The organism is Pseudomonas thermotolerans DSM 14292, from assembly GCF_000364625.1.
In the GTDB taxonomy this organism is placed as follows: domain Bacteria; phylum Pseudomonadota; class Gammaproteobacteria; order Pseudomonadales; family Pseudomonadaceae; genus Aquipseudomonas; species Aquipseudomonas thermotolerans.
Genome location: NZ_KB822623.1, coordinates 1 through 22,801, shown reverse-complemented (window position 1 = coordinate 22,801; position 22,801 = coordinate 1). Strand labels below are relative to the sequence as shown.

The 22,801-nt window shown below is 66.7% G+C and carries 19 protein-coding genes and 4 tRNA genes; 12 read left to right on the top strand and 11 right to left on the bottom strand.

All coding sequences use genetic code 11. The features are described 5' to 3' along the window. Window positions 1-5: 5 nt before the first annotated feature. The 3 genes from H165_RS0115865 to H165_RS0115855 all read right to left on the bottom strand — a co-directional run bounded on the left by H165_RS0115865 (window position 6) and on the right by H165_RS0115855 (window position 2,578). Window positions 6-800: an ABC transporter permease gene (locus tag H165_RS0115865; protein WP_017939926.1), complete on the bottom strand. Its 795-nt coding sequence runs from the start codon at window positions 798-800 to the stop codon at window positions 6-8. Then, window positions 797-1,729, bottom strand: a complete 933-nt coding sequence (locus H165_RS0115860) for an ABC transporter ATP-binding protein (protein WP_017939925.1) — start codon at window positions 1,727-1,729, stop codon at window positions 797-799. The genes H165_RS0115865 and H165_RS0115860 overlap by 4 nt, the downstream gene beginning before the upstream one ends. Window positions 1,730-1,903: 174 nt before the next feature. After that, a complete protein-coding gene (locus H165_RS0115855) occupies window positions 1,904-2,578 on the bottom strand; it encodes a transglutaminase-like domain-containing protein (RefSeq protein ID WP_017939924.1) in 675 nt (224 codons plus the stop codon). Window positions 2,579-2,720: 142 nt separating this feature from the next. Between H165_RS0115855 and H165_RS0115850 the strand changes: the two genes are divergently transcribed. Beyond that, a complete protein-coding gene (locus H165_RS0115850) occupies window positions 2,721-5,168 on the top strand; it encodes an acyl-CoA dehydrogenase (protein WP_017939923.1) in 2,448 nt (815 codons plus the stop codon). Window positions 5,169-5,284: 116 nt separating this feature from the next. Beyond that, the gene (locus tag H165_RS0115845; RefSeq protein WP_017939922.1) at window positions 5,285-5,695 is read left to right on the top strand and encodes a PA2817 family protein; all 411 of its coding nucleotides are present in this window, start codon (window positions 5,285-5,287) and stop codon (window positions 5,693-5,695) included. Between the two features lie 15 nt (window positions 5,696-5,710). Here H165_RS0115845 and bsrA read toward each other — a convergent pair whose 3' ends face one another. Next, on the bottom strand, window positions 5,711-6,628 hold the full coding sequence (gene bsrA, locus H165_RS0115840) for a LysR family transcriptional regulator BsrA (RefSeq protein WP_017939921.1): 918 nt from the start codon (window positions 6,626-6,628) through the stop codon (window positions 5,711-5,713). A gap of 92 nt (window positions 6,629-6,720) precedes the next feature. Between bsrA and H165_RS0115835 the strand changes: the two genes are divergently transcribed. After that, a complete protein-coding gene (locus tag H165_RS0115835; RefSeq protein ID WP_026146673.1) occupies window positions 6,721-7,863 on the top strand; it encodes a sterol desaturase/SRPBCC family protein in 1,143 nt (380 codons plus the stop codon). Window positions 7,864-7,974: 111 nt separating this feature from the next. Here H165_RS0115835 and H165_RS0115830 read toward each other — a convergent pair. From H165_RS0115830 to H165_RS0115815, 4 genes are all read right to left on the bottom strand, one after another. Then, window positions 7,975-8,050: transfer RNA gene (locus tag H165_RS0115830), tRNA-Gly, on the bottom strand. A gap of 16 nt (window positions 8,051-8,066) precedes the next feature. Beyond that, window positions 8,067-8,142 (bottom strand) — tRNA-Glu (locus H165_RS0115825). A 32-nt stretch (window positions 8,143-8,174) separates the two neighbouring features. Further along, window positions 8,175-8,250: transfer RNA gene (locus tag H165_RS0115820), tRNA-Gly, on the bottom strand. Between the two features lie 17 nt (window positions 8,251-8,267). Next, window positions 8,268-8,343: transfer RNA gene (locus tag H165_RS0115815), tRNA-Glu, on the bottom strand. A 279-nt stretch (window positions 8,344-8,622) separates the two neighbouring features. Here H165_RS0115815 and H165_RS0115810 point away from each other — a divergent pair. The 8 genes from H165_RS0115810 to H165_RS0115770 all read left to right on the top strand — a co-directional run bounded on the left by H165_RS0115810 (window position 8,623) and on the right by H165_RS0115770 (window position 17,871). Further along, a complete protein-coding gene (locus H165_RS0115810; RefSeq protein WP_017939919.1) occupies window positions 8,623-9,390 on the top strand; it encodes a hypothetical protein in 768 nt (255 codons plus the stop codon). 168 nt (window positions 9,391-9,558) lie between these two features. Then, the gene (locus H165_RS0115805) at window positions 9,559-10,536 is read left to right on the top strand and encodes a dipeptidase (RefSeq protein ID WP_017939918.1); all 978 of its coding nucleotides are present in this window, start codon (window positions 9,559-9,561) and stop codon (window positions 10,534-10,536) included. 99 nt (window positions 10,537-10,635) lie between these two features. Further along, window positions 10,636-11,166, top strand: a complete 531-nt coding sequence (locus H165_RS0115800; protein WP_017939917.1) for a DUF5943 domain-containing protein — start codon at window positions 10,636-10,638, stop codon at window positions 11,164-11,166. Window positions 11,167-11,217: 51 nt separating this feature from the next. Continuing rightward, a complete protein-coding gene (gene dgcA / locus H165_RS0115795; protein ID WP_017939916.1) occupies window positions 11,218-13,278 on the top strand; it encodes a dimethylglycine demethylation protein DgcA in 2,061 nt (686 codons plus the stop codon). A 140-nt stretch (window positions 13,279-13,418) separates the two neighbouring features. Next, window positions 13,419-15,380, top strand: a complete 1,962-nt coding sequence (gene dgcB / locus H165_RS0115790) for a dimethylglycine demethylation protein DgcB (RefSeq protein ID WP_017939915.1) — start codon at window positions 13,419-13,421, stop codon at window positions 15,378-15,380. A 160-nt stretch (window positions 15,381-15,540) separates the two neighbouring features. Further along, window positions 15,541-16,770 carry an electron transfer flavoprotein subunit alpha gene (etfA, locus tag H165_RS0115780; protein WP_017939913.1) on the top strand — a complete coding sequence of 410 codons (1,230 nt, stop codon included), beginning with the start codon at window positions 15,541-15,543 and terminating at the stop codon, window positions 16,768-16,770. Window positions 16,771-16,819: 49 nt separating this feature from the next. Further along, window positions 16,820-17,593 (top strand): electron transfer flavoprotein subunit beta, encoded by a 774-nt coding sequence (etfB, locus tag H165_RS0115775; protein ID WP_017939912.1) that lies wholly within the window; start codon window positions 16,820-16,822, stop codon window positions 17,591-17,593. 32 nt (window positions 17,594-17,625) lie between these two features. Continuing rightward, a complete protein-coding gene (locus H165_RS0115770) occupies window positions 17,626-17,871 on the top strand; it encodes a hypothetical protein (RefSeq protein WP_017939911.1) in 246 nt (81 codons plus the stop codon). A gap of 144 nt (window positions 17,872-18,015) precedes the next feature. Here H165_RS0115770 and gbcB read toward each other — a convergent pair whose 3' ends face one another. Beyond that, window positions 18,016-19,116, bottom strand: a complete 1,101-nt coding sequence (gene gbcB, locus H165_RS0115765; protein ID WP_017939910.1) for a glycine-betaine demethylase subunit GbcB — start codon at window positions 19,114-19,116, stop codon at window positions 18,016-18,018. A 304-nt stretch (window positions 19,117-19,420) separates the two neighbouring features. Here gbcB and gbcA point away from each other — a divergent pair, with 304 nt between their 5' ends. Further along, the gene (gene gbcA, locus H165_RS0115760) at window positions 19,421-20,713 is read left to right on the top strand and encodes a glycine-betaine demethylase subunit GbcA (protein ID WP_017939909.1); all 1,293 of its coding nucleotides are present in this window, start codon (window positions 19,421-19,423) and stop codon (window positions 20,711-20,713) included. A 173-nt stretch (window positions 20,714-20,886) separates the two neighbouring features. Here the strand turns inward: gbcA and gbdR are convergent, their stop codons facing one another. Together gbdR and H165_RS0115750 are read right to left on the bottom strand one after the other, a co-directional pair. Further along, window positions 20,887-21,984 (bottom strand): choline metabolism transcriptional regulator GbdR, encoded by a 1,098-nt coding sequence (gene gbdR / locus H165_RS0115755; protein WP_017939908.1) that lies wholly within the window; start codon window positions 21,982-21,984, stop codon window positions 20,887-20,889. A gap of 379 nt (window positions 21,985-22,363) precedes the next feature. Next, window positions 22,364-22,801, bottom strand: a 438-nt coding sequence (locus H165_RS0115750) for an L-serine ammonia-lyase, iron-sulfur-dependent, subunit alpha (RefSeq protein WP_017939907.1), incomplete at its 5' end; no start/stop codon positions are given.

The window sequence follows — 22,801 nt, the reverse complement described above, 5'->3', positions numbered from 1 at the left end:
CGCCGCTACTGGCGCATGCCGCGGCCGCTGACCAGCAGCCGGATGCAGATGGCGTAGAGCACCGCGCTGGCCACCAGCATGAAGGCGATCGCCACGCCGATGCGGATGTCCGACACGCCGAGAATGCCGTAGCGGAAGGCGTTGACCATGTGCAGGATGGGGTTGGCCAGCGACACCGTCTGCCAGAACGGCGGCAGCATGCTGATCGAGTAGAACACCCCGCCCAGGTAGGTCAGCGGGGTCAGCACGAAGGTCGGGATGATCGAGATGTCGTCGAAGTTGCGGGCGAACACCGCGTTGATGAAGCCGCCCAGGGAGAAGATGGTGGCGGTCAGCAGCACCACCACCACGGTCACCCCCAGGTGGTGCACCTGCAGCCTGGTGAAGAACAGCGACAGCACGGTGACGATCAGCCCCACCGCCAGGCCGCGCAGCACGCCGCCGATGGTGTAGCCGAGCAGGATGGTGTGCGCCGACACCGGTGAGACCAGCAGCTCCTCGACGTTGCGCTGGAACTTGCTGCCGAAGAAGCTGGACACCACGTTGCCGTAGGCGTTGGTGATCACCGACATCATGATCAGCCCCGGGACGATGTAGTCCATGTAGCTGAAGCCGCCCATGTCGCCGATCTGCCGGCCGATCAGGTTGCCGAAGATCACGAAGTACAGAACCATGGTGATCGCCGGCGGCAGCAGGGTCTGCGGCCAGATACGCAGGAAGCGGCGCACCTCGCGGTGCACGATGGTCTTCAGGGCGATCCAGTTGGCGGCCAGTTCGGATTGCGCGAATTCCCGCCTCATACCGCCACCTTCGTCAGATTCTTCTCGACCAGGGACACGAACAGCTCCTCCAGACGGTTGGTCTTGTTGCGCAGGCTCAACACCTGGATGCCGTGGCCGGCCAGCTGGGTGAACAGCCCGTTGAGGCCGAGGTTCTTCTCCACCTGCACTTCCAGGGTGTGGTTGTCGATCAGCCGCGCCGGGTAGCCGTTGAGCTGAGGCGCCACCCGCAGCGGATCACGTAGGTCGAGGAGGAAGGTCTCCACGTGGAGCTTCATCAGTAGCTCCTTCATGCTCGAATGCTCGACGATCCGCCCGTGGTCGATGATCGCGATGTTGCGGCAGAGCTGCTCGGCCTCCTCCAGGTAGTGGGTGGTGAGGATGATGGTGATGCCCTGCTGGTTCAGCTCGGTGAGGAAGCTCCACATGGAGCGACGCAGCTCGATGTCCACCCCGGCGGTGGGCTCGTCGAGGATCAGCAGGCGCGGCTGGTGGATCAGCGCGCGGGCGATCATCAGGCGGCGCTTCATGCCCCCGGACAGCTCACGGGAAGCGGCATTGCGCTTCTCCCACAAGCCCAGCTGGGTCAGGTAGAGCTCGGCGCGCTCCTTGGCCAGGCGGGCGGGAATCCCGTAGTAGCCGGCCTGGGTGACGACGATGTCGAGGACCTTCTCGAACTGGTTGAAGTTGAACTCCTGGGGCACCACACCCAGACAGCGCTTGAGCGCGTAGGGCTCGCGATCCAGGTCGTGGCCGAACACCTCCACGCTGCCGCTGGTCTTGTTCACCAGGGTGGAGAGGATGCCGATGGTGGTGGACTTGCCGGCGCCGTTGGGGCCGAGCAGGGCGAAGAAATCGCCTTCGGCGACCTCCAGGTCGATGCCGTGCAGGGCCTGGAAGCCGTTGCCGTAGATCTTGGTCAGCTGCCGGATGGATAGGGCGGAACTCATGACTGGCAGGTACTCAACATAAGGAAGTGGCCCTAGATAAGGGTTGGAACGGTCAATTGCAACCGTTGTCGCCGGCATTTCGCAATCACGGGGCCACTCCGGGTTCGCAGCCGACAACTCGCTACCCTGCACCCTACCAGCTGTGACACGGGAAAAAAGCCGTGAATCCCGATATCAACTATCGATACGGCTCATCTGTGCTTCCGCCTGCAGGTCCCCTTCGAGCAGGAAGGCGGTACCGGCGGCGAACAGGTGCGGGTAGCAGTGCGCCAGGTGGCCGAAGAACAGCTCCAGCGGCAGATCGGCGAACTGGCCGTGGTCGGCCAGGTACTCCATGTAGCGCTCGCCACGCTGGTTGTAGGGATGGAACACGCTGTCGGCCAGGCCGTCGAACTCCAGGGGCGCGACGCGGAAAGCGCGGCACAGCTCGCGGTTGAACGCCGGAGTGGCCTTCACCCAACGCCCGCACAGGTACAGCTCGGTGTAGCCGTGCATGGCGAACACCTCGCTGCGCAGCAGGGCCAGCAGGCGCGGCGTGGCCAAGTGGTTGCGCACGTCGGCCAGGCCGATGCGCGCGGGAATCCCGCAATGCCGTGCGCAGGCGGCCAGCAGCAGGGCCTTGGGCACGCAGTAGGACTCGCCGGCTGCGAGCGCGTAGCTGGCCGTCAGGGTCTGCGGGTCGCAGCTGAAGCTGTAGGGGTTGTAGCGGATGCCGTCGCGCACCGCGTAGTAGAGGCTGACCGCCTGCTCCAGCGGATCGTTGCCCGGGCCGCGGTGCGCCTCGGCGAAGGCGATCACCGCCGGGTGGTCGCTGTCGATGAAGCGACCGGGTTGCAGGTACTCGCGCATGGCTGCATTCCTCGACTTCGGCGGCCAGTCTAGCCAGCCGGCCACGGCTGCGCCGACGACGTTTCCGCCAAGCTCGCCGCCCATGCCGCCATCTGGTTCTATGCTGTTGGTGGACCGACCAACCCATCCATGGAGGATTCCCATGCCGTTCATCTGGTTGCTGGTTCTGTTCCTTGGCGTGCTCTGGCTGGCCCACCGCCGCTTTGCCGCACTCCACGCGCTGGGTGCGGTAGCTGTCTACCTGGTTGCCATGGCCCTGTTCAGTCCGGTGCCCACCTGGCTGCAGCTGATCTTCTGGGTGCTGCTGGTGGTGGTGGCCGCGCCCCTGTTGCTGCACGACTGGCGCCGTCAGTTGATCACCGCCCCGCTGTTCACCTGGTTCCGCAAGGTGCTGCCGCCCATGTCGGACACCGAGCGCGAGGCCATTGAGGCGGGCACCGTATGGTGGGACGGCGAGCTGTTCAGCGGCCGGCCGGACTGGAACCAGTTGCTCGGCTACCCGCCGGCGCAGCTCAGTGAAGAGGAGCGAGCCTTCCTCGACGGCCCCGTGGAGGAGCTGTGCTCCATGGTCTCCGACTGGCAAGTGGGCCAGCAGCTCGACCTGCCGGAACAGGCCTGGCAGTTCATCAAGGACAATGGTTTCTTCGCCCTGATCATTCCCAAGGAGTACGGCGGCAAGGGCTTCTCCGCCTACGCCCACTCCCAGGTGGCGATGAAGCTGGCCACCCGCTGCGGCGACCTGGCCTCCACGGTGATGGTGCCCAATTCCCTCGGCCCCGCCGAGTTGCTGCTGCACTACGGCACCGAGGCGCAGCGCAACCACTACCTGCCGCGTCTGGCCCGCGGCGAGGAGATACCCTGCTTCGCCCTCACCGGCCCGCTGGCCGGTTCCGACGCCGGCGCCATGCCGGACACAGGGATCGTCTGCAAGGGCCAGTGGAACGGCGAGGAAGTCATCGGCCTGCGCCTGAACTGGGAGAAGCGCTACATCACCCTCGGCCCGGTGGCCACCCTGCTCGGCCTGGCCTTCAAGGCCTATGACCCCGATCACCTGCTCGGCGACCGAGAGGATCTCGGCATCAGCCTGGCGCTGATCCCCACCGACACCCCCGGGGTGGAGATCGGCCGCCGCCACCTGCCGCTCGGTGCCGCCTTCATGAATGGCCCGAATCGCGGTCGCAACGTGTTCGTGCCCCTCGACTACCTGATCGGCGGCCGCGACTACCTGGGCAAGGGCTGGATGATGCTGATGAACTGCCTGTCGGTGGGGCGCGCCATCTCCCTGCCCGCTGGCGGCACCGGGGCGGCCAAGTACTGCAGCCTGGTGACCGGCCGCTACGCGCGCGTCCGCGAGCAGTTCAACGTGCCGCTGAACGCCTTCGAGGGCATCCAGGAAGCCCTGGCCCAGATCGGCGGCAGCACCTGGCTGATGGATTGCGCACGCATCCTCACCGCCCGGGCCGTGGACCTCGGCGAGAAGCCCTCGGTGCTCTCGGCGATCCTCAAGTACCACCTCACCGAGCGCGGCCGCGCCTGCATCGGCCACGCCATGGACGTGCACGGCGGCAAGGGCATCGTCCTCGGGCCCAACAACTACCTGGGCCGCGCCTGGCAGACCGCGCCCATCTCGATCACCGTGGAAGGCGCCAATATCCTTTCGCGCAACCTGATGATCTTCGGCCAGGGGGCGATCCGCTGCCACCCCTTCGTGCTCAGGGAAATGGCCCTGGCCAGCCGTGAGGATCACGATCAGGCCCTGGTGGAATTCGATGCGCTGCTGCTCAGGCACGCCGGCTTCGCCATCGGCAACGCCGCCAGCAGCCTGTTGTACGGGCTGAGCCTGGGGCTGCTGGGCGACGTGCCCGGCGATCTGCTCAGCCGCCCCTACTTCCGCGCCCTCAACCGCCTGGCCGCGGCCTTCGCCCTGCTCGCCGACTTCAGCATGCTGCTGCTCGGCGGCGAGCTGAAGCGCCGCGAACGCCTCTCGGCGCGCCTCGGCGATGCGCTCAGCTATCTCTACCTGGCCTCGGCGGCGCTCAAGCGCTACCACGACCTGGGCAACCCCGACCACCTGCGCCCGCTGCTGCGCTGGGCCCTGGAGGAATGCCTGGAGAAGGCCGAAAGCGCCCTCGACGGGCTGCTGCGCAACTTCCCCAACAAGGCCCTCGGCTGCCTGCTGCGCGTGCTGGTGTTCCCCCTGGGGCGCCGCCACAGCGGCCCGTCCGATGCCCTGGATGCGGAAGTCGCCGCCCTGCTCGGCCGCGACGACGGCGACCCGGCCCTGGAGGCGCTGCTCGAGGGCTGCTACCGGCCACACGATGAGCAGGACCCGGTCGGCGCCCTGCAGCAGGCCGTAACGCTGCTCGATGCCTGCCGCGAGGAGCGCCGCAAGCTGCAGCAGGCGCTGAAGAGCGGCGAATGCCGCCCGGCACCCGGTCAGTCGGAGATCGACGCCGCCCAGGCGGCGGGCATCCTCAGCGAAGAGGAAGCCGACAAGCTGCGTAGCGCCGAGGCGGCGCGCCGCCGGGTGATCGACGTGGACGACTTCGCCAAGGAGGAGCTGCTCCTCCCTGCCGGTCGGGTGCGCTGAGCCGGCCGATGCAGCGCCCCTCTCCCGAGGCCGCGGAGAGGGGCGCCCGATTCGCACCCTGAGGCGCAGCTGCCTTATACTCCGCGCCTATTTTCCGCTTTCAGGACTCCCCCCCCATGGCCAGCAGCTACCTCGACCACCACCTCGCCCTGCTCAAACACCTGCGCGGCATCCTGGTCGCCCTCAGCGAGGCCGAGCAGGTGGAGGACGAAAACCACGCCCTGTTCCTCGAACGCTTCGACGAGCTGCTCGACAACCTGCCGGAAGACACCGAGGGCAACCTGTTCCTCGGCCAGGACCTGATCAGCCAGATCTTCCACCGCTACCCGCAGATCGCCCACCTGATCCCCCGCGACCTGCTGTGGTTCTTCGGCGGTGACTGCCTGCACTTCATGCCCGACGAGGAGATCGAGCTGTACCAGACCCTCGACGAGCGCCGCTACCAGGCCGAACAGCAGGGCGAAGTCTTCGACTGGAACCAGGAGAAGCAGCTGCTCGCCCTGCCGGCGGACAGCAGCAAGCACTGAGCCCCGCTCCCAATCTCAGCCCACGGCCAGGCTCGTGCAGACCTGGCCTATTCGCTCGCGCAGCCAGCGCAGTCCTGGCGACAGCTCCTGCTGACGGTGCCAGATCAGACTGACCTGCACGTCCGGCATTTCCACGGGCAAAGGCGCCACCTCCAGCGCGTAGACGGGGGCGAACTGCTCGGCCAGCCGGCGCGGCACCGTGCCGAGCAGCTCGGAGCGCGCCACGATCGGTGGAATAGTCAGGTAGTGCGGCACGTGCAGCTGCGTCTGGCGGCGTACCTTGGCCGAGCCGAGGACGATCTCCAGCGGCGAGCCGCGCCCCGCCCGGGGCAGGATGGAGACGTGCTGGCTACGCTGGTAGCCGTCCAGGTCGAGGCCACCGGCAAAGGCCGGATGCCCAGCGCGGCCGATCACCACCAGTTGTTCGGTCAGCAGCGGCTGGTAACACAACTGGTCATCGTCGAAATACAGGTAGTCAATCGCCAGGTCCAGCTCGCCGCCAGCCAGCCGCCTGGTCAGGGTCTCGGCGTCATCGCCCTGCACGGTCAACACGGTGCGCGGCGCATGTTCGGAGAGGCGGGCCAGCAGGCTCGGCAGCAGGATGGCCTGGGCGTAGTCGTTCATCGACAGGCGGAACAGGTGCTCGCCCGCCGGATCGAAGGCCTCCCGGGCGTCCAGGCCGAGACGCAGCAGGTGCAGGGCCTGGCGTACCGGTTCGTAAAGCGCCTGGGCCTGCGGCGTCGGCGACATGCCGCGGGCGGTGCGGACGAACAGCGGCTCGCCCAGCTGCGCGCGCAACCGCGCCAGGGCATTGCTCACCGCCGGCTGGCTCAGGTGCAGGCGCTGCGCGGTGCGGGACAGGTTCTGCTCCTGCATCAGGGCGTCGAAAACCAGCAGCAGGTTAAGGTCCAGGGTGCGCAGATTAACGGGCATGAATAAAGCTCATCATGAATATCCATTTCACCAATAATTCTTCCGCCACTAGACTGCTGTCAAATCGACAAGAACCCATGGAGGCCGCGGTCATGAGCCACGACGTGGAAGCCTTCCGCACCCGCTACCGGGCCGGCATCTCGCCGTTCTACAACCCCTGGCTGCACGCCCTCTTCGTCCTTGCCTACGGGCTGACCTGCCTGGTCTTATTCGCCAGCACCCTGGAACAGGTCCGCCCTCTGGAATGGCTGACGGTGCCGCTGGCCCTAGTCTTCTACAACTGGGGCGAATACCAGGTTCACCGCAACTTCGGGCATCGCAAGAAGCGCCTGGGCGCGCTCTTCTACAAGCGCCACACCGGCGACCACCACAGTTTCTTCGTGGCCGGTCGGATGCCCTACGAGACCAGCCGAGACTGGCGGGTGATTCTCTTCCCGGCCTGGCTGATCGTGCTCTACAGCCTGGTGCTGTTCGCCGTCTGGTGGCCACTGGCGCAGCTCAATGGCAACGTTGCCGGGTTGTTCGCCCTCACCCTGCTGGGCGGCTACCTTAGCTACGAAATCTTCCACGCCTGCGAGCACCTGCCCGCCAGCCACCCGCTGACCCGGCTGCCGTGGATCCGCCAGATGCGCCGGCTGCACGAGCTGCACCACCGCCGCGACCTGATGCAGACCCACAACTTCAACCTGGTCCTGCCGCTCAGCGACTGGCTGTACGGCACACTGCACTGGGAACCCCCACAAGAACAACGACAACAGGAGGAACGCCCGATGACCCTGATGCGCCACACGGTCGAGATCGCCGGCCAACCGGAACAGGTACTGGCCTATGCCGCCTCGGCCACCCGCTGGCCGGAATGGCACCCCTCCTCCCTACGCGTGGACGGCCCCGCCGGGCCGCTGCCGACCGGCAGCCACTTCGAGGAGGACATTCACGCCGGCGGCCGCGACGGCCACCTGAGCTGGGATGTGGACGAGTACGTCCCCGGCCGCCTGTGGCGAGCCCATGCCCGTGGCGACAACGGTCTGAGCCTGCTGCGGCTCACTTACGAGTGCCAGCCGTGCACCGGTGGCACCCGCTTCGTGCGAACCCTGGAATACAGCTTCGACAGCTGGCTGATGCGCCTGGCCAACGCCCTGCTGCTGCGCCGGCGCATCGATCGGGAGTCCGCGGAATCCCTGAGCATCCTCAAGGAAGTCGCCGAGCGCCGTCTGCCGCGCCAGGATGCCGCCTGACGCTGGCCGGGAAGTGACGAGAGGGAAAAAGCGCAACGGCGAAAACGAAAAAGGGACCCGAGGTCCCTTTTTTTCAGGTCTTCATGAAGAGGATCTTCACGAAGCGGAGATTGGAGCGGGAAACGAGACTCGAACTCGCGACCCCGACCTTGGCAAGGTCGTGCTCTACCAACTGAGCTATTCCCGCATGTACAACTTCAAACTGGCGTCCCCTAGGGGACTCGAACCCCTGTTACCGCCGTGAAAGGGCGGTGTCCTAGGCCACTAGACGAAGGGGACAAACAACGCTTGCGCATCGTTTGCGCGAAATTTGGAGCGGGAAACGAGACTCGAACTCGCGACCCCGACCTTGGCAAGGTCGTGCTCTACCAACTGAGCTATTCCCGCGTGTACAACTTTCAAACTGGCGTCCCCTAGGGGACTCGAACCCCTGTTACCGCCGTGAAAGGGCGGTGTCCTAGGCCACTAGACGAAGGGGACGCGGCCCGGAGCTTACAACAGCAAACGCCTTTGTTCCGGCTCTCGGCGCTCTGCCTTGCGGCTTAGCGCTGAAAGTGGCGCGCATTCTATGGAGCCTTCCGGACCCCGTCAACCACTCAAACAAAATTTTTTTAAAATCAAAGAGTTCTGGTCGAAAATCGAACAGAGCTCCGAATCTCCTTCGCTTGCCCCCGGAACGACGGCTGGTCCGCCCCTCTAGGAGGCTGCGGCGCCAGGCACTACACTCCCCGGCCATCGTCCATTTCGAAAGGTGTCCGGATGTCTCCAGTCGTTATCACCCTGCTGGTGGTAGGTGGCATCGCCATTCTCCTTGCCATCGGCTACATCAACAGCCTGATCGAAAGCCGCAACCTGGAGCGGGCACGCCGCAAGGCGGAACTCGGCGACCTGATCAAGCGCTGTGCCCGCCTCAGCGAAGGCCTGCCTGGCCAATTCATGAGCGGCCCGCTGAAGCTGCTGCTCGCCCGCCTGGAGCTGCTCGACTGCGAGCACCTGCTGCCCCTCGACAAGCAGAACACCGCGCTGCGCGAGCGCATCGAGGAACTCCGCAGGCTGATCGCCCAGGGCGAGGCCATCGCCGTGCCCAACGCGCCGCAGAAGGTATTCAACGAGGCCAAGGCCAAGGAGATCCGCTACCAGCTTGATGACCTCCACGCCCAGATCGGTCGTGCCGCCCGTGCCGGACTGCTCGGTACTCAGGAAGCCAAGCGCTGGGTCCAGCAGATCCGCGACATGCTGGTGCGCACCCACCTCGAGCTGTTCAACAACCTCGGCCAGGCGGCGCTGCAGCAGAATCGCCCCGGTCAGGCCCGTCTGGCCTTCGAGCGCGGCGTGCAGTACCTGCGCAAGCTCGCCGACCCGACGCCCTACGAGGCCGAGCTGATGCGCCTGGAGGTGCAGCTGGAGCAGGCCAACGCGCTGGTCCTGGATCGGCTCAAGCCGGGCGCCGGCGATCCCAGCGAGCTGACCGAAGCGCTCAAGACGCTGGAAGACGACGACTGGAAGAAGAAGCAGATCTACGACTGATTCCCGCCCCGCAGCGCGGGCGCCTGCCCCGCCGCCCTGCCGCAGGCTTGACGCTTTCGGCAATCCCCCGGTCGCTTTTGCGCGATAGCGTCGCGGATACCGACGATATGCTCCCCCTCAAGGCGCCGACAGAAGGTCCGGCGCACGGATATCAAGGGGGACAGCCTGATGAGCCCAGCCGAACTTCATGCCGACAGCATCGTCATCGACGGTCTGATCATCGCCAAGTGGAACCGTGAACTCTTCGAGGACATGCGCAAGGGCGGCCTGACTGCCGCCAACTGCACCGTGTCCGTTTGGGAGGGATTCCAGGCCACGGTGAACAACATCGTCGCCAGCAACAAGCTGATTCGCGAGAACAGCGATCTGGTCATCCCGGTGCGCAGCACCGCGGACATCCGCAAGGCCAAGGAACAGGGCAAGACCGGGATCATCTACGGCTTCCAGAACGCCCATGCGTTCGAGGACCAGATCGGCTACGTGGAGATCTTCAAACAGCTGGGCGTGGGCATCGTGCAGATGTGCTACAACACCCAGAACCTGATCGGCACCGGCTGCTACGAGCGCGACGGTGGCCTTTCCGGCTTCGGCCACGAGATCGTCGCCGAGATGAACCGGGTCGGTATCATGTGCGACCTCTCCCACGTCGGCTCCAAGACCAGCGAGGAAGTCATCCTCGCCTCCAAGAAGCCGGTCTGCTACTCCCATTGCCTGCCCTCAGGGCTCAAGGCCCACCCGCGCAACAAGTCCGACGAAGAACTGAAGTTCATCGCCGACCACGGCGGCTTCGTCGGCGTGACCATGTTCGCGCCGTTCCTGGCCAAGGGCATCGACTCGACCATCGACGACTACGCCGAGGCCATCGAGTACGTGATGAACATCGTCGGCGAGGACGCCGTCGGCATCGGCACCGACTTCACCCAGGGCCACGGCCAGGATTTCTTCGAGTGGCTGACCCACGACAAGGGCTACGCCCGCCGCCTGACCAACTTCGGGAAGATCGTCAACCCGCTGGGCATCCGCACCGTGGGCGAGTTCCCCAACCTCACCGAGACGCTGCTGAAGCGCGGCATGCCCGAACGCGTGGTGCGCAAGGTCATGGGCGAGAACTGGCTGCGCGTCCTCAAGGAAGTCTGGGGCGAATAAGCACACCCCTCCCCCCCCTGAACCCTACTCGAACCCTCCCCGCCGGGGAGGGATAACCGCCCCGCTGCCGGGCCAAACCGAATTCCGGAGCAAGAACACATGGCCACCCACGCCCCCGAACTGCCCATCGAAGTCGACAGCGAAACCGGTGTCTGGACCACCGACTCCCTGCCGATGCTCTACGTGCCGCGGCATTTCTTCGTCAACAACCACATGGCCATCGAGGAGGCCCTCGGTGCCGAGCGCTATGCCGAGCTCCTCTACCAGGCCGGCTACAAGTCCGCCTGGCACTGGTGCGAGAAGGAAGCCGAATGCCACGGTCTGGCTGGCGTCGAGGTCTTCGAACATTACATGAAACGCCTCTCTCAGCGCGGCTGGGGCCTGTTCCAGATCGAGGAGATCGACCTCGACCAGGGTACCGCCAAGGTACGCCTGAAGCACTCCGCCTTCGTGTACGTCTACGGCAAGGTCAACCGCAAGGTGGACTACATGTTCACCGGCTGGTTCGCCGGCGCCATGGACCAGATCCTCGCCGCTCGCGGCAGCAGCCTCCGTACCGTGGCCGAGCAGGTCTACAGCGGTGCCGAGGAAGGCCACGACGACGGCCTGTTCATCGTCAAGCCGCGCTGATCCCGGCCCGCTCCCACAACCACAAAGCTCTGATTCCGTGAGGATGCCGCAATGGCTTTCGAGGCAATGTTCCAGCCGATCCAGATCGGCAAGCTGACCATCCGCAACCGCGTGCTGTCCACCGCCCACGCCGAGGTCTACGCCACCGACGGCGGCATGACTACCGAACGCTATGTGAAGTACTACGAGGAGAAGGCCAAGGGTGGCATCGGCCTGGCCATTTGTGGCGGCTCCTCGGTAGTGGCCATCGACAGCCCGCAGCAATGGTGGAGCTCGGTCAACCTGTCCACCGACCGCATCATCCCGCACTTCCGGAACCTCGCCGACGCGGTGCACAAGCACGGCGCCAAGATCATGATCCAGATCACCCACATGGGCCGCCGCTCGCGCTGGGACGGCGAGCACTGGCCGACCCTGATGTCGCCGTCGGGGATCCGCGAGCCGGTGCACCGCGCCACCTGCAAGACCATCGAGCCGGAGGAGATCTGGCGGGTGATCGGCAACTTCGCCCAGGCCGCACGCCGGGCCAAGGAAGGCGGCCTGGACGGCATCGAGCTGTCCGCCGTGCACCAGCACCTCATCGATCAGTTCTGGAGCCCGCGGGTCAACAAGCGCACCGACGAATGGGGTGGCAGCTTCGAGAACCGCATGCGCTTCGGCCTGGAAGTGCTCAAGGCGGTGCGCAAGGAGGTCGGCGACGACTTCTGCGTCGGCATGCGCATCTGCGGCGACGAGTTCCACCCGGACGGCCTGTCCCACGAGGACATGAAGCAGATCGCCAAGTACTACAGCGACACCGGCATGCTCGACTTCATCGGCGTGGTGGGCTCCGGCTGCGACACCCACAACACCCTGGCCAACGTCATCCCGAACATGAGCTTCCCGCCGGAGCCCTTCCTGCACCTGGCCGCCGGCATCAAGGAAGTGGTCAACGTGCCGGTGCTGCACGCGCAGAACATCAAGGACCCGAACCAGGCCACCCGCATCCTCGAAGGCGGCTACGTGGACATGGTGGGCATGACCCGCGCGCACATCGCCGACCCGCACCTGATCGCCAAGATCAAGATGGGCCAGGTGGATCAGATCCGTCAGTGCGTCGGCGCCAACTACTGCATCGACCGCCAGTACCAGGGCCTGGACGTGCTGTGCATCCAGAACGCCGCCACCAGCCGCGAGTACATGGGCGTGCCGCACATCATCGAGAAGTCCACCGGGCCGAAGCGCAAGGTGGTAGTGGTCGGCGGCGGTCCCGCCGGCATGGAGGCGGCCCGGGTGGCGGCCGAGCGCGGCCACGACGTGACCCTTTTCGAGAAGAAGGAGCAGCTCGGCGGACAAATCACCATCGCCGCCAAGGCGCCGCAGCGCGACCAGATCGCCGGCATCACCCGCTGGTACCAGCTGGAGCTGGCGCGCCTGGGCATCGACCTGCGCCTGGGCACCGCCGCGGATCCGCAGAGCATCCTCGACCTCCGCCCGGATATCGTGGTGCTGGCCAACGGCGGCCATCCGTTCCTCGAGCAGAACGAGCACTGGGGCGCCGCCGAGGGCCTGGTGGTGAGCAGCTGGGACATCCTCGAGGGCAAGGTCGCCCCGGGCAAGAACGTGCTGGTCTACGACACCATCTGCGAGTTCAGCGGCATGTCGGTGGCCGACTACCTGGCCGACAAGGGCGCCAAGGTGGAGATCGTCACCGACGACATCAAGCCGGGCGTGGCCATCGGCGGCACCACCTTCCCCACCTACTACCGCAGCCTGTATCCCAAGGAAGTGATCATGACCGGCGACCTGATGCTGGAGAAGGTCTACCGCGAGGGCGACAAGCTGGTGGCGGTGCTCGAGAACGAATACACCGGCGCCAAGGAAGAGCGTGTGGTCGATCAGGTGGTGGTGGAGAACGGCGTGCGTCCGGACGAGTCGCTGTACTACGCGCTCAAGCCCGGCTCGCGCAACAAGGGCCAGATCGATATCGAGGCGCTGTTTGCGATCAAGCCGCAGCCTTGCCTGTCCGAGCTGGGCGACGGCTACCTGCTGTTCCGCATCGGCGACTGCGTGGCCCAGCGCAACACCCACGCGGCGATCTACGACGCCCTGCGGCTGTGCAAGGACTTCTGACGCCCATCCCCCCTCTCCCGCATCGGGAGAGGGGCCGGGAGTGAGGAGCGGAACGGTTCCCCCTCTCCTTGGCCCTCTCGCCCGCCGGGCGGGGGAGCGTTCCGCAGTGCTCTCACGGTCCCGGCTAGGAGACCAACGAAATGCTCAACACCATCCTCCCCATCCTGCTCTTCGCCGCCCTGGCCCTCGCGGTGCTGGGCGCGCTCAGGCGCTTCCGCATGTGGCGGCGCGGCCGGCCGGCGCAGGTCGACTGGCTCGGCGGCCTGCTGAAGATGCCGCGCCGCTACCTGGTGGACCTGCACCACGTGGTCGAGCGCGACAAGTACATGTCCAGGACTCACGTGGCTACCGCCGGCGGCTTCGTCCTGGCGGCCCTGCTGGCCATTCTGGTGCACGGCTTCGGCCTGCGCTCGCAGCTCCTCGGCTACGCCCTGCTGGCCGCCACGGCGCTGATGCTCACTGGCGCCATCTTCGTCCTCAAGCGCCGTCTGAACCCGCCGTCGCGGCTATCCAAGGGCCCCTGGATGCGCCTGCCGAAAAGCCTGTTGATGTTCTCCGGCAGCTTCTTCGTCGCCACCCTGCCGGTGGCCGGCATCCTCCCGGAAGGCTTCGGCGGCTGGCTGCTCGCCGTGCTCCTCGCCGTGGGCGTGGCCTGGGGCGTCTCCGAGCTGTTCTTCGGCATGACCTGGGGCGGGCCCATGAAGCACGCCTTCGCCGGCGCCCTGCACCTGGCCTGGCACCGGCGTCCCGAGCGCTTCGGCGGCGGCCGCTCCACCGGCCTCAAGGCCCTCGACCTGAGCGATCCCAGCGCGCCGCTGGGCGTCGAGAAGCCCAGCGACTTCACCTGGAACCAGCTGCTCGGCTTCGATGCCTGCGTGCAGTGCGGCAAGTGCGAGGCCATGTGCCCGGCCTTCGCCGCCGGCCAGCCGCTCAACCCCAAGAAGCTGATCCAGGACATGGTGATCGGCCTGGCCGGCGGCAACGACGCCAAGTTCGCCGGCAGCCCCTACCCCGGCAAGCCGCTCGGCGAGCACAGCGGCGGTCCGCACCTGCCCATCGTTTCCCTGGACGGCAAAGCCCTGGTGGATGCCGAGACCCTGTGGTCCTGCACCACCTGCCGGGCCTGCGTCGAGGAGTGTCCGATGATGATCGAGCACGTCGATGCCATCGTCGATATGCGTCGCCATCTCACCCTCGAGAAGGGCGCCACCCCGAACAAGGGTGCCGAGGTGCTGGAGAACCTGATCGCCACCGACAACCCCGGTGGCTTCGCCCCCGGCGGCCGGCTGAACTGGGCCGCCGACCTCAACCTGCCGCTGATGAGCGAGAAGAAGCAGGCCGACGTGCTGTTCTGGGTCGGCGACGGCGCCTTCGACATGCGCAACCAGCGCACCCTGCGGGCCTTCGTGAAGATCCTCCGGGCCGCCAGGGTGGACTTCGCCGTGCTCGGCCTGGAAGAGCGCGACAGCGGCGACGTGGCCCGCCGCCTGGGCGACGAGGCCACCTTCCAGAGCCTGGCCCGACGCAACATCGCCACCCTGAGCCGATACCGCTTCAAGCGCATCGTCAGCTGCGACCCGCACAGCTTCCACGTACTGAAGAACGAGTACGGCGCCCTGGGCGGCCACTACGAGGTGCTGCACCACACCACCTTCATCGACGAGCTGGTGCGCCAGGGCGCCCTGCGACTGGGTCGCAGCAAGGCGGACAGCGTCACCTACCACGACCCCTGCTACCTGGGCCGTTACAACGGCGAGTACCAGGCGCCGCGCAACGTACTCAAGGCCCTCGGCATCGAGGTCCGGGAAATGCAGCGCTCCGGCTTCCGTTCCCGCTGCTGCGGTGGTGGCGGTGGCGCGCCCATCACCGACATCCCCGGCAAGCAGCGCATTCCGGACATGCGCATGGCCGACATCAAGGAAACCGGCGCCGCGCTGGTGGCCGTGGGCTGCCCGCAATGCACCGCGATGCTCGAGGGTGTGGTCGCCCCGCGGCCGGAGATCAAGGACATCGCCGAGCTGGTGGCCGAGGTGCTGATCGAGGGCGCCGAGGCCCCGGCCAGCCAGCCCGCGGCCCGGCGCGAAGCGGCGGAGGTGCACTGATGGCCTTCACTTGCCGCAGCCGTTGCCCCTCTCCCACCGGGCGAGGGGCCGAGGGTCGGGGCCCGGCCTGCCACAGCGACGCCGTCCGTTCCTCCCTGCTCCCAGCCTTCGCCCCCGAGGGGGCGAAGGACATGTTCATGCCTGACCAGGAGATCGCAGCATGAGCGAGATCATCCGCCGCGACCCGCGTGCCGAGTGGATCGCCCGCAACCGTCTGCACCCGCTGCACGCGGCCCTGCAGAGCCAGAACCAGACCGTCTGGATAGGCCCCAACGGCATCGTCCGCAAGAATCCGCACGCCATCGCCGCCGGCTTCATCGGCCCGGCCGGCATCAAGCGCATCGACCGCAGTGGCGCCCAGCAAGGCACCGGGACCAGGCGCAGCGCCAGCGTCGAGGTACAGCTGCCGCTGCACGTCGTCGAACAGCCGGCCTACTACGTCGCCGTGGTGCCAGACATGGTCGGCGGTCGCCTGTCCAGCCACGACAAGGACCTCCTCGGTCTGGCCCGCAGACTGGCCGGCAGCGAAGGTGCGGTACTGGCCGTGGTGTTCGGCGAACACAAAGAAAGCGCCTTCGACAGCGCCGGCGTGGACCGCCTACTGCTGCTCGACGGCGAGCAATACCAGGGCTACGCGCCGGAACAGCGGGTACTCGCCCTGCGCGCGGTGGACAACCAGTTCGCTCCGCGCCACTGGCTGCTGCCCGACAGCCGCACCGGTGGCGGCGAACTGGGCCGCCGGCTGGCCGCCAGCCTCGGCGAGCGCCCGGCAACCCGTGTCTGGCAGGCCGAGGGCGAGCGCTGCGTCGGTCGCGCCGGGGCCGGTCAGCAGGACATCCAGCGGCCGCTGGCCCGTCTGATCCTGGCCGCCGCCGAGTGCGCCGAGCCGGTCAGCGAGACCCGCCACGAGGCCCGCCCGGTGGAACTCGCCTGGCAGGTGGCGCGCAACCTGCCGCGCATCGAGGACCTCGGTCCGGTGGCCGTGGACCCGGCGCAGATCCCCATGGCCGAGGCCGAGTTCATCCTTTCCGGCGGCAACGGCGTCAAGGACTGGGAGCTGTTCCACCGCGCCGCCAGCGCCCTGGGTGCCACCGAAGGCGCCTCGCGCGTGGCGGTGGACGACGGCCACATGCCGCGCAGTCGTCAGGTCGGTGCCACCGGCACCTGGGTCACGGCCCGGGTCTATCTGGCGGTGGGCATCTCCGGCGCCATCCAGCACCTGCAGGGCATCGGCGCCTGCGACAAGGTGGTGGCGGTGAACCTCGACCCCGGCTGCGACATGATCAAGCGCGCCGATCTCTCGGTGATCGGCGATTCCTCCGCGATCCTCCAGGCGCTGATCGAGCGAGTCGCCGCCTGGCGCCAGGAAGGCAGGCGCGATGCGGCCTGAAGCAGCCACGGGCGCAGCCCTGGCGCCCCTCCAGTCAGAGGTACGAACGATGACCGACCTGAACATAGTCGCCCTGGTTTCCATCGGCGCCCACCCGGCCTCCGGGCGTGCCCGCCGCGCCGAACAGGATGCCCGCGCCGTCGAGCTCGGCCTGCGCCTGGCCGGCAAGCGCCTACGCGTGCTGCACGCCGGCAACCCGCGGGAAGAGGCCCTGCGCAGCTACCTGGGCATGGGCCTGGACGAACTGGCGGTGCTCGAACAGCCGGCCGGCGCCGACGCCCTGCCCGCCCTCGCCGACTACCTGGCCGATGCCGGCGCCCAACTGGTGCTCACCGGCAGCCAGGCGGAGACCGGCGAAGGCTCCGGGATGCTGCCCTTCCTGCTCGCCGAACGCCTCGGCTGGCCCCTGGTGGTCGGCCTGGCCGAGGTGGAGAAGGTCGAGGACGGCAGCGCCCAGGTGCTCCAGGCCCTGCCCCGCGGTCAGCGGCGCCGCCTGCGGGTGCGTCTGCCCTTCGTCGCCAGCGTCGACAGCGCTGCTCCCGGCGCCCGGCAGAGCGCCTTCGGTCCGGCCCGCCGCGGACGCATCGAAGCCCACGAGGTGGCGGTGGTGGAGGACCAGTTGCTCGCCGCTAGCACCCTGCAGCCGGCGCGGCCGCGCCCGAAGCGCCTCAAGGTGATCAAGGCCAAGACCGGCGCCGAGCGCATGAAGGCGGCCACCGCCAAGGCCGCCGGCGGCACCGGCCAGGTGCTCAAGGACGTCAGCCCGCAGGCCGGCGCCGAAGCCATCTTCAAACTGCTGCTGGACGAGGGCGTGCTGCGCTAGGCCGCACGCCCCACGACAAGAGGAAACGGACCATGATGCATGCCGATCTGATCGACCAGGAAGACTTCCGCGAACGCCTGCTGGCCCTGGGCTTCAGCATTCCCCAGGGGGTCAGCGCCGACCAGGCCTGCAGCCATGCGCTGAGCGGCCTGAACGCCGAGCGCTCCACCGCCCTGCGCCGCCTGGTGGAGGAACTGCTGGGCGGCAGCGCCACCCTGCTGCCGGCGGTGCGCGAGGCGATTTCACGCACCCTGCTGCCGGCCCTGGCGCCGCGCTGAGCCCCTGCCCCACCCGAGCCGCTCACCGCAAGGTCAGCGGCTTTTTTGCCTGCCGCTGCCTGGCCAGGCCGTCTCCTCTGGCGTTTCCTTCGGGCAAAGAAAAGCCCCGGCCATGGCCGGGGCTTCCTGGGAACGAGCAGCGTTTCAGTAGTCGATCACCACGTCCCCCTTGGGCACGCTGCAGCAGGACAGGATGTAACCCTCGGCCAGGTCCTCATCGGTGATCCCGCCGTTGTGCTCCATCTCCACCTCACCGGCGGTCTTGAGAACCCTGCAGGTGCCGCAGATGCCCATGCCGCAGGCCTTCGGAATGTGCAGGCCGAGCCTGGCGGCGGCAGTGTGGACGGTCTCGCCGGGCGCCACGCGGATGCTCTTGCCGGTCCCGCTGAAGGTCACCTCGCGCAGGTCGGCGTCGGTCAGGCCGCCGTCCCGGGCCGCCTCGGCGGCGTGCTCGCGCACTTCCTCGCCGACCTCCGGCGGGGTCGCGCCGAAGGCTTCCTCGTGGTAGTGCCGCATGTCGAAACCGTTGGCCTCCAGGAGACGCTTGACCGCGTTCATATAGGGGGTCGGACCGCAGCAGAAGATCTCCCGCTCCAGGAAGTCCGGAGCGATCAGCTCCAGCATCGGCTGGTTCAGGTAGCCACGGTAGCCGGACCAGGCCTCGCCGATGTCGTAGCGCTCACAGACCAGGTGCAGCTTGAAGTTGGCGATCCGCGAGGCCATGTGGCGCAGTTCGCGGTGGTAGATGATGTCCTTCGGGGTGCGCGCGCTGTGCACGAACACCATGTCGACATTGGCGTTGGTGTCGAAGAACCAGCGCGCCATGGACATCACCGGGGTGATGCCGACGCCGCCGGAAAGAAACAGCACCTTGTCCGCCGGGAAGTCGATGGCGTTGAAGTTGCCGACCGGCCCGTGCACCGGGATCACGTCGCCTTCCTTGAGGTTGTCGTGCAGCCAGTTGGATACCTGGCCGCCCGGCACCCGCTTGATGGTGATGGAGAAGCTGTAAGGCAACGAGGGCGAGCTGGAAATGGTGTAGGAGCGCATCACCAGCTGACCGTCGATCTCCAGTTCCAGGGTGACGAATTGCCCCGGCTTGAAGAAGAACAGCATAGGCTGGTCGGCCATGAAGCAGAAAGTACGCACATCCCAGGTCTCCTGGATGGCCTTGACGCAACGCACCAGATGGCGGCCGTTGCTCCAGGTCTGGGTGGTCACCGGATTGAGAAAAGTGTTGGTCATGGACAGGGCTCCGCGCACAGCCGGGTATCGGCCTGTTGCCCGCGATTGTGCGCAGCCGTGCCGCGGCCCGTTTGCCTGTCCGCGACATTCACATGCTAATTGCGCACTGCCGGCCGTTGCTGGCCTTTCTGGTCGGAAACGATTTTCCGCATGTCGCCCGTAGACAAGGCAGGGCCTCGCATCGCACCCACACTCCTCCCCAGAGCGAACCGCCCGCAGAAGGACGGATCACGCGCCTTGCGTCACAACCGAAACAGCCACTGTGCGGCGCTCGCGACGGCGAGCTGCCCTTGAGGAGTTACCGATGGATGTCATCAACAACGCGGTTCTCGGCGACCTGCTGGAGCCTGCCCGCAAGATCACTGCGCAGATGCTCCGTGAGCGCGATCACAGCTTTTCCCTGCCGCAGCCCTTCTACAACGACGAGCGGCTGTTCCAGATCGACATGCAGGAGATCTTCTACAAGGAGTGGCTGATCGCCGGCATGACCTGCGAGATCCCCGCCAAGGGCAACTACCTGACCCTGCAGATCGGTGACAACCCGATCATCGTGGTGCGCGGCGCCGAGGGCCGGATCCATGCCTTCCACAACGTCTGCCGGCACCGCGGCTCGCGCCTGTGCCTGAATGACAAGGGCAAGGTGGCCAAACTGGTCTGCCCCTACCACCAGTGGACCTATGAGCTGGACGGCCGCCTGTTGTTCGCCGGCACCGAGATGGGCGCCGATTTCGACCTGAACCAGTACGGCCTCAAGCCGCTGCACGTGAAGACTGCCGGCGGCTACATCTTCGTCTCCCTGGCCGACAACCCGCCGGAGATCGACGACTTCCTGCGCACCCTCGAGCACTACATGGAGCCGTACGACATGGAGAACGCCAAGGTGGCGGTGCAGGGCACCCTGGTGGAGAAGGCCAACTGGAAACTGGTGATGGAGAACAACCGCGAGTGCTACCACTGCAGCGGTTCGCACCCGGAACTGCTGAAAACCCTGCTGGAATGGGACGACGTCACCGACCCGCGCGCTACCCAGGAGTTCAAGGACCAGGTGGCGGCCTGCACCAAGGCCTGGGAAGACGAGAAGATCCCCTACGCCCATGCCAGCTTCGGCTTACGCAACCGTATCGTGCGCATGCCACTGCTGCAGGGCACCGTGTCCATGACCCTGGACGGCAAGCCGGGCTGCAAGAAACTGATGGGCCGCATCCAGAACCCTGATCTCGGCTCCATGCGCATCCTGCACCTGCCGCATTCCTGGAACCACTGCATGGGCGACCACATGATCGTCTTCACCGTGTGGCCGGTCAGCGCCCAGGAAACCATCGTGACCACCAAGTGGCTGGTGCACAAGGACGCAGTGGAAGGCGTGGACTACGACCCCAGCCGCCTGCGCGAGGTCTGGGACGCCACCAACGACCAGGACCGCCGCCTCGCCGAAGAGAATCAGCGCGGCATCAACTCCACCGCCTACCAGCCGGGCCCCTACTCCAAGACCTACGAGTTCGGGGTGATCAACTTCCTCGACTGGTACAGCGAACGCATGCTGGCCAACCTCGGCGACACCCCGGCCACCCCGGTGCTGCGCCAGGTCAATCAGTAACCGAAGGCTTCACACTGAGGCTCGACACGAGCCTGCTCCCTTACCCCCGTCGGAGCACCGGCCCTGACGGGGGCTTTTTTTCCGCAACCCACCCATCCCTGGCGGTTCCCCGGGCACGAAAAACCCGGAGGGGCGCCGCCGCCTGCTCCGGGTTTCCGCTCCGCGTCCCGGCGTTACAGGCGCACGCTGGCGAAGGTGGATTCGCTCTGCGCGCGGGACAGCGCAGCCTGGGCCGCCGAGCTGGCCATCAGGGCCTCCTCGGTCACTGGCACCAAGCGCACCACGTTGCCGTTCTGGCCGGCGCGCTCGTCGCGCGGCGGGATGCCGAAGTACTCGCGATAGCACTTGGAGAAGTGCGGGGTGGAGACGAAGCCGCACACCGAGGCCACCTCGATGATCGACATGGAGGTCTGCTTGAGCAGCTGGCGGGCGCGGATCAGACGCAGCTTCAGGTAGTAACGCGAGGGCGAACAGTGCAGATACTTCTGGAACAGGCGCTCCAGCTGGCGGCGCGAGACGTCCACGTAGCTGGCCAGCTCGTCGAGGTCGATGGGCTCCTCCAGGTTGGCCTCCATCAGGGCGACGATCTCCTGCAGCTTTGGCTGGTTGCTGCCGAGCATGTGCTTGAGGGGCACCCGCTGGTGGTCCTGCTCGTTGCGTATGCGCTCGTAGATGAACATCTCGGAGATGCCGGCAGCCAGCTCGCGACCGTGCTCGCAGCCGATCAGGTGCAGCATCATGTCCATGGGTGCGGTGCCGCCCGAGGAGGTGGTGCGATTGCGGTCGATAGAGAACAGCCGGGTGGTGATGGCCACCCGCGGGAAGGCTTCCTGCAGGGCGGCCAGACATTCCCAGTGCACGCTGCACTCGTAGCCGTCGAGTAGCCCGGCCTTGGCCAGCGCCCAACTGCCGGTGCACACCGCGCCGAGCTGGCGTCCCTGACGGGCCTGGGCCTGCAGCCAGAGCACCTGCTCGCGGGTAACGCTGTTCTGGATGTTGACCCCGCCGCAGATGATCACCATGTCCAGCGGCGGCGCTTTGGCCAGCCCGGCATCCGGGGTGATCTGCAGACCGTCGCTGGCGGTCACCGCGTGGCCGTCCTGGGTCAGTGTGCACCACCGATAGAGCTCGCGGCCGGACAGATGGTTGGCCATCCGCAGCGGTTCCACCGCCGAGGCCAGGGATATCAGGGTGAAATTATCGAGCAGCAGGAAACCGATGGTTTGCGGTGCACGGTTACGGATCGGAGATCCTTGCTTGAACTCAGACATTGGGTGCCCTCACGCATGGCATTACGGCTGGCCTCCGAGGCAGGAGGCCTTGATTGTTATTGGTTACACTTCCGGCAGCGCGTTTCGGAAACGCACGGGGAACAAGGCAAACCCCGTGCCTAAATTGATCAACCATTCAATAAAGATTCCGGAGCCGCTCTGACGCGAGCAGAAAAAAGACGACCAACGCAAATGGGTGACCGTCTGGTCACCCGCGAACCGAGCCCGTGTGGACTCCAGTAGCACCCCTGGAAACACCGCCCTGGCCGAAGCTGTTTCCGGTAACGCAAGCTGTTTCCGGTAACGCCGACCTCCTCCGCTTCCGCCCGGGCCGCGCACCAGCGTCGGGCAGGCCGATCGGCCGGCGAGCCAAAACGGTTCAGCACTCGATGGCGCTGACCGCCAGGCCGCCACGGGAGGTCTCCTTGTACTTGTCGTGCATGTCTGCACCGGTATCGCGCATGGTGCGGATCACCTGGTCCAGGGAGATGAAGTGCTCGCCGTCGCCGCGCAGGGCCATCTGCGCGGCATTGATGGCCTTCACCGCGGCTATGGCGTTGCGCTCGATGCAGGGCACCTGAACCAGCCCACCCACCGGGTCGCAGGTCAGGCCCAGGTTGTGCTCCAGGCCGATCTCCGCGGCATTCTCCACCTGCTGCGGGGTACCGCCGAGCACTTCGGCCAGGCCCGCCGCGGCCATGGCGCAGGCCGAACCCACCTCCCCCTGGCAGCCCACCTCGGCACCGGAGATGGAGGCGTTCTTCTTGCAGAGGATGCCCACCGCCGCCGCCCCCAGGAAGAAACGCACCACGTCGTC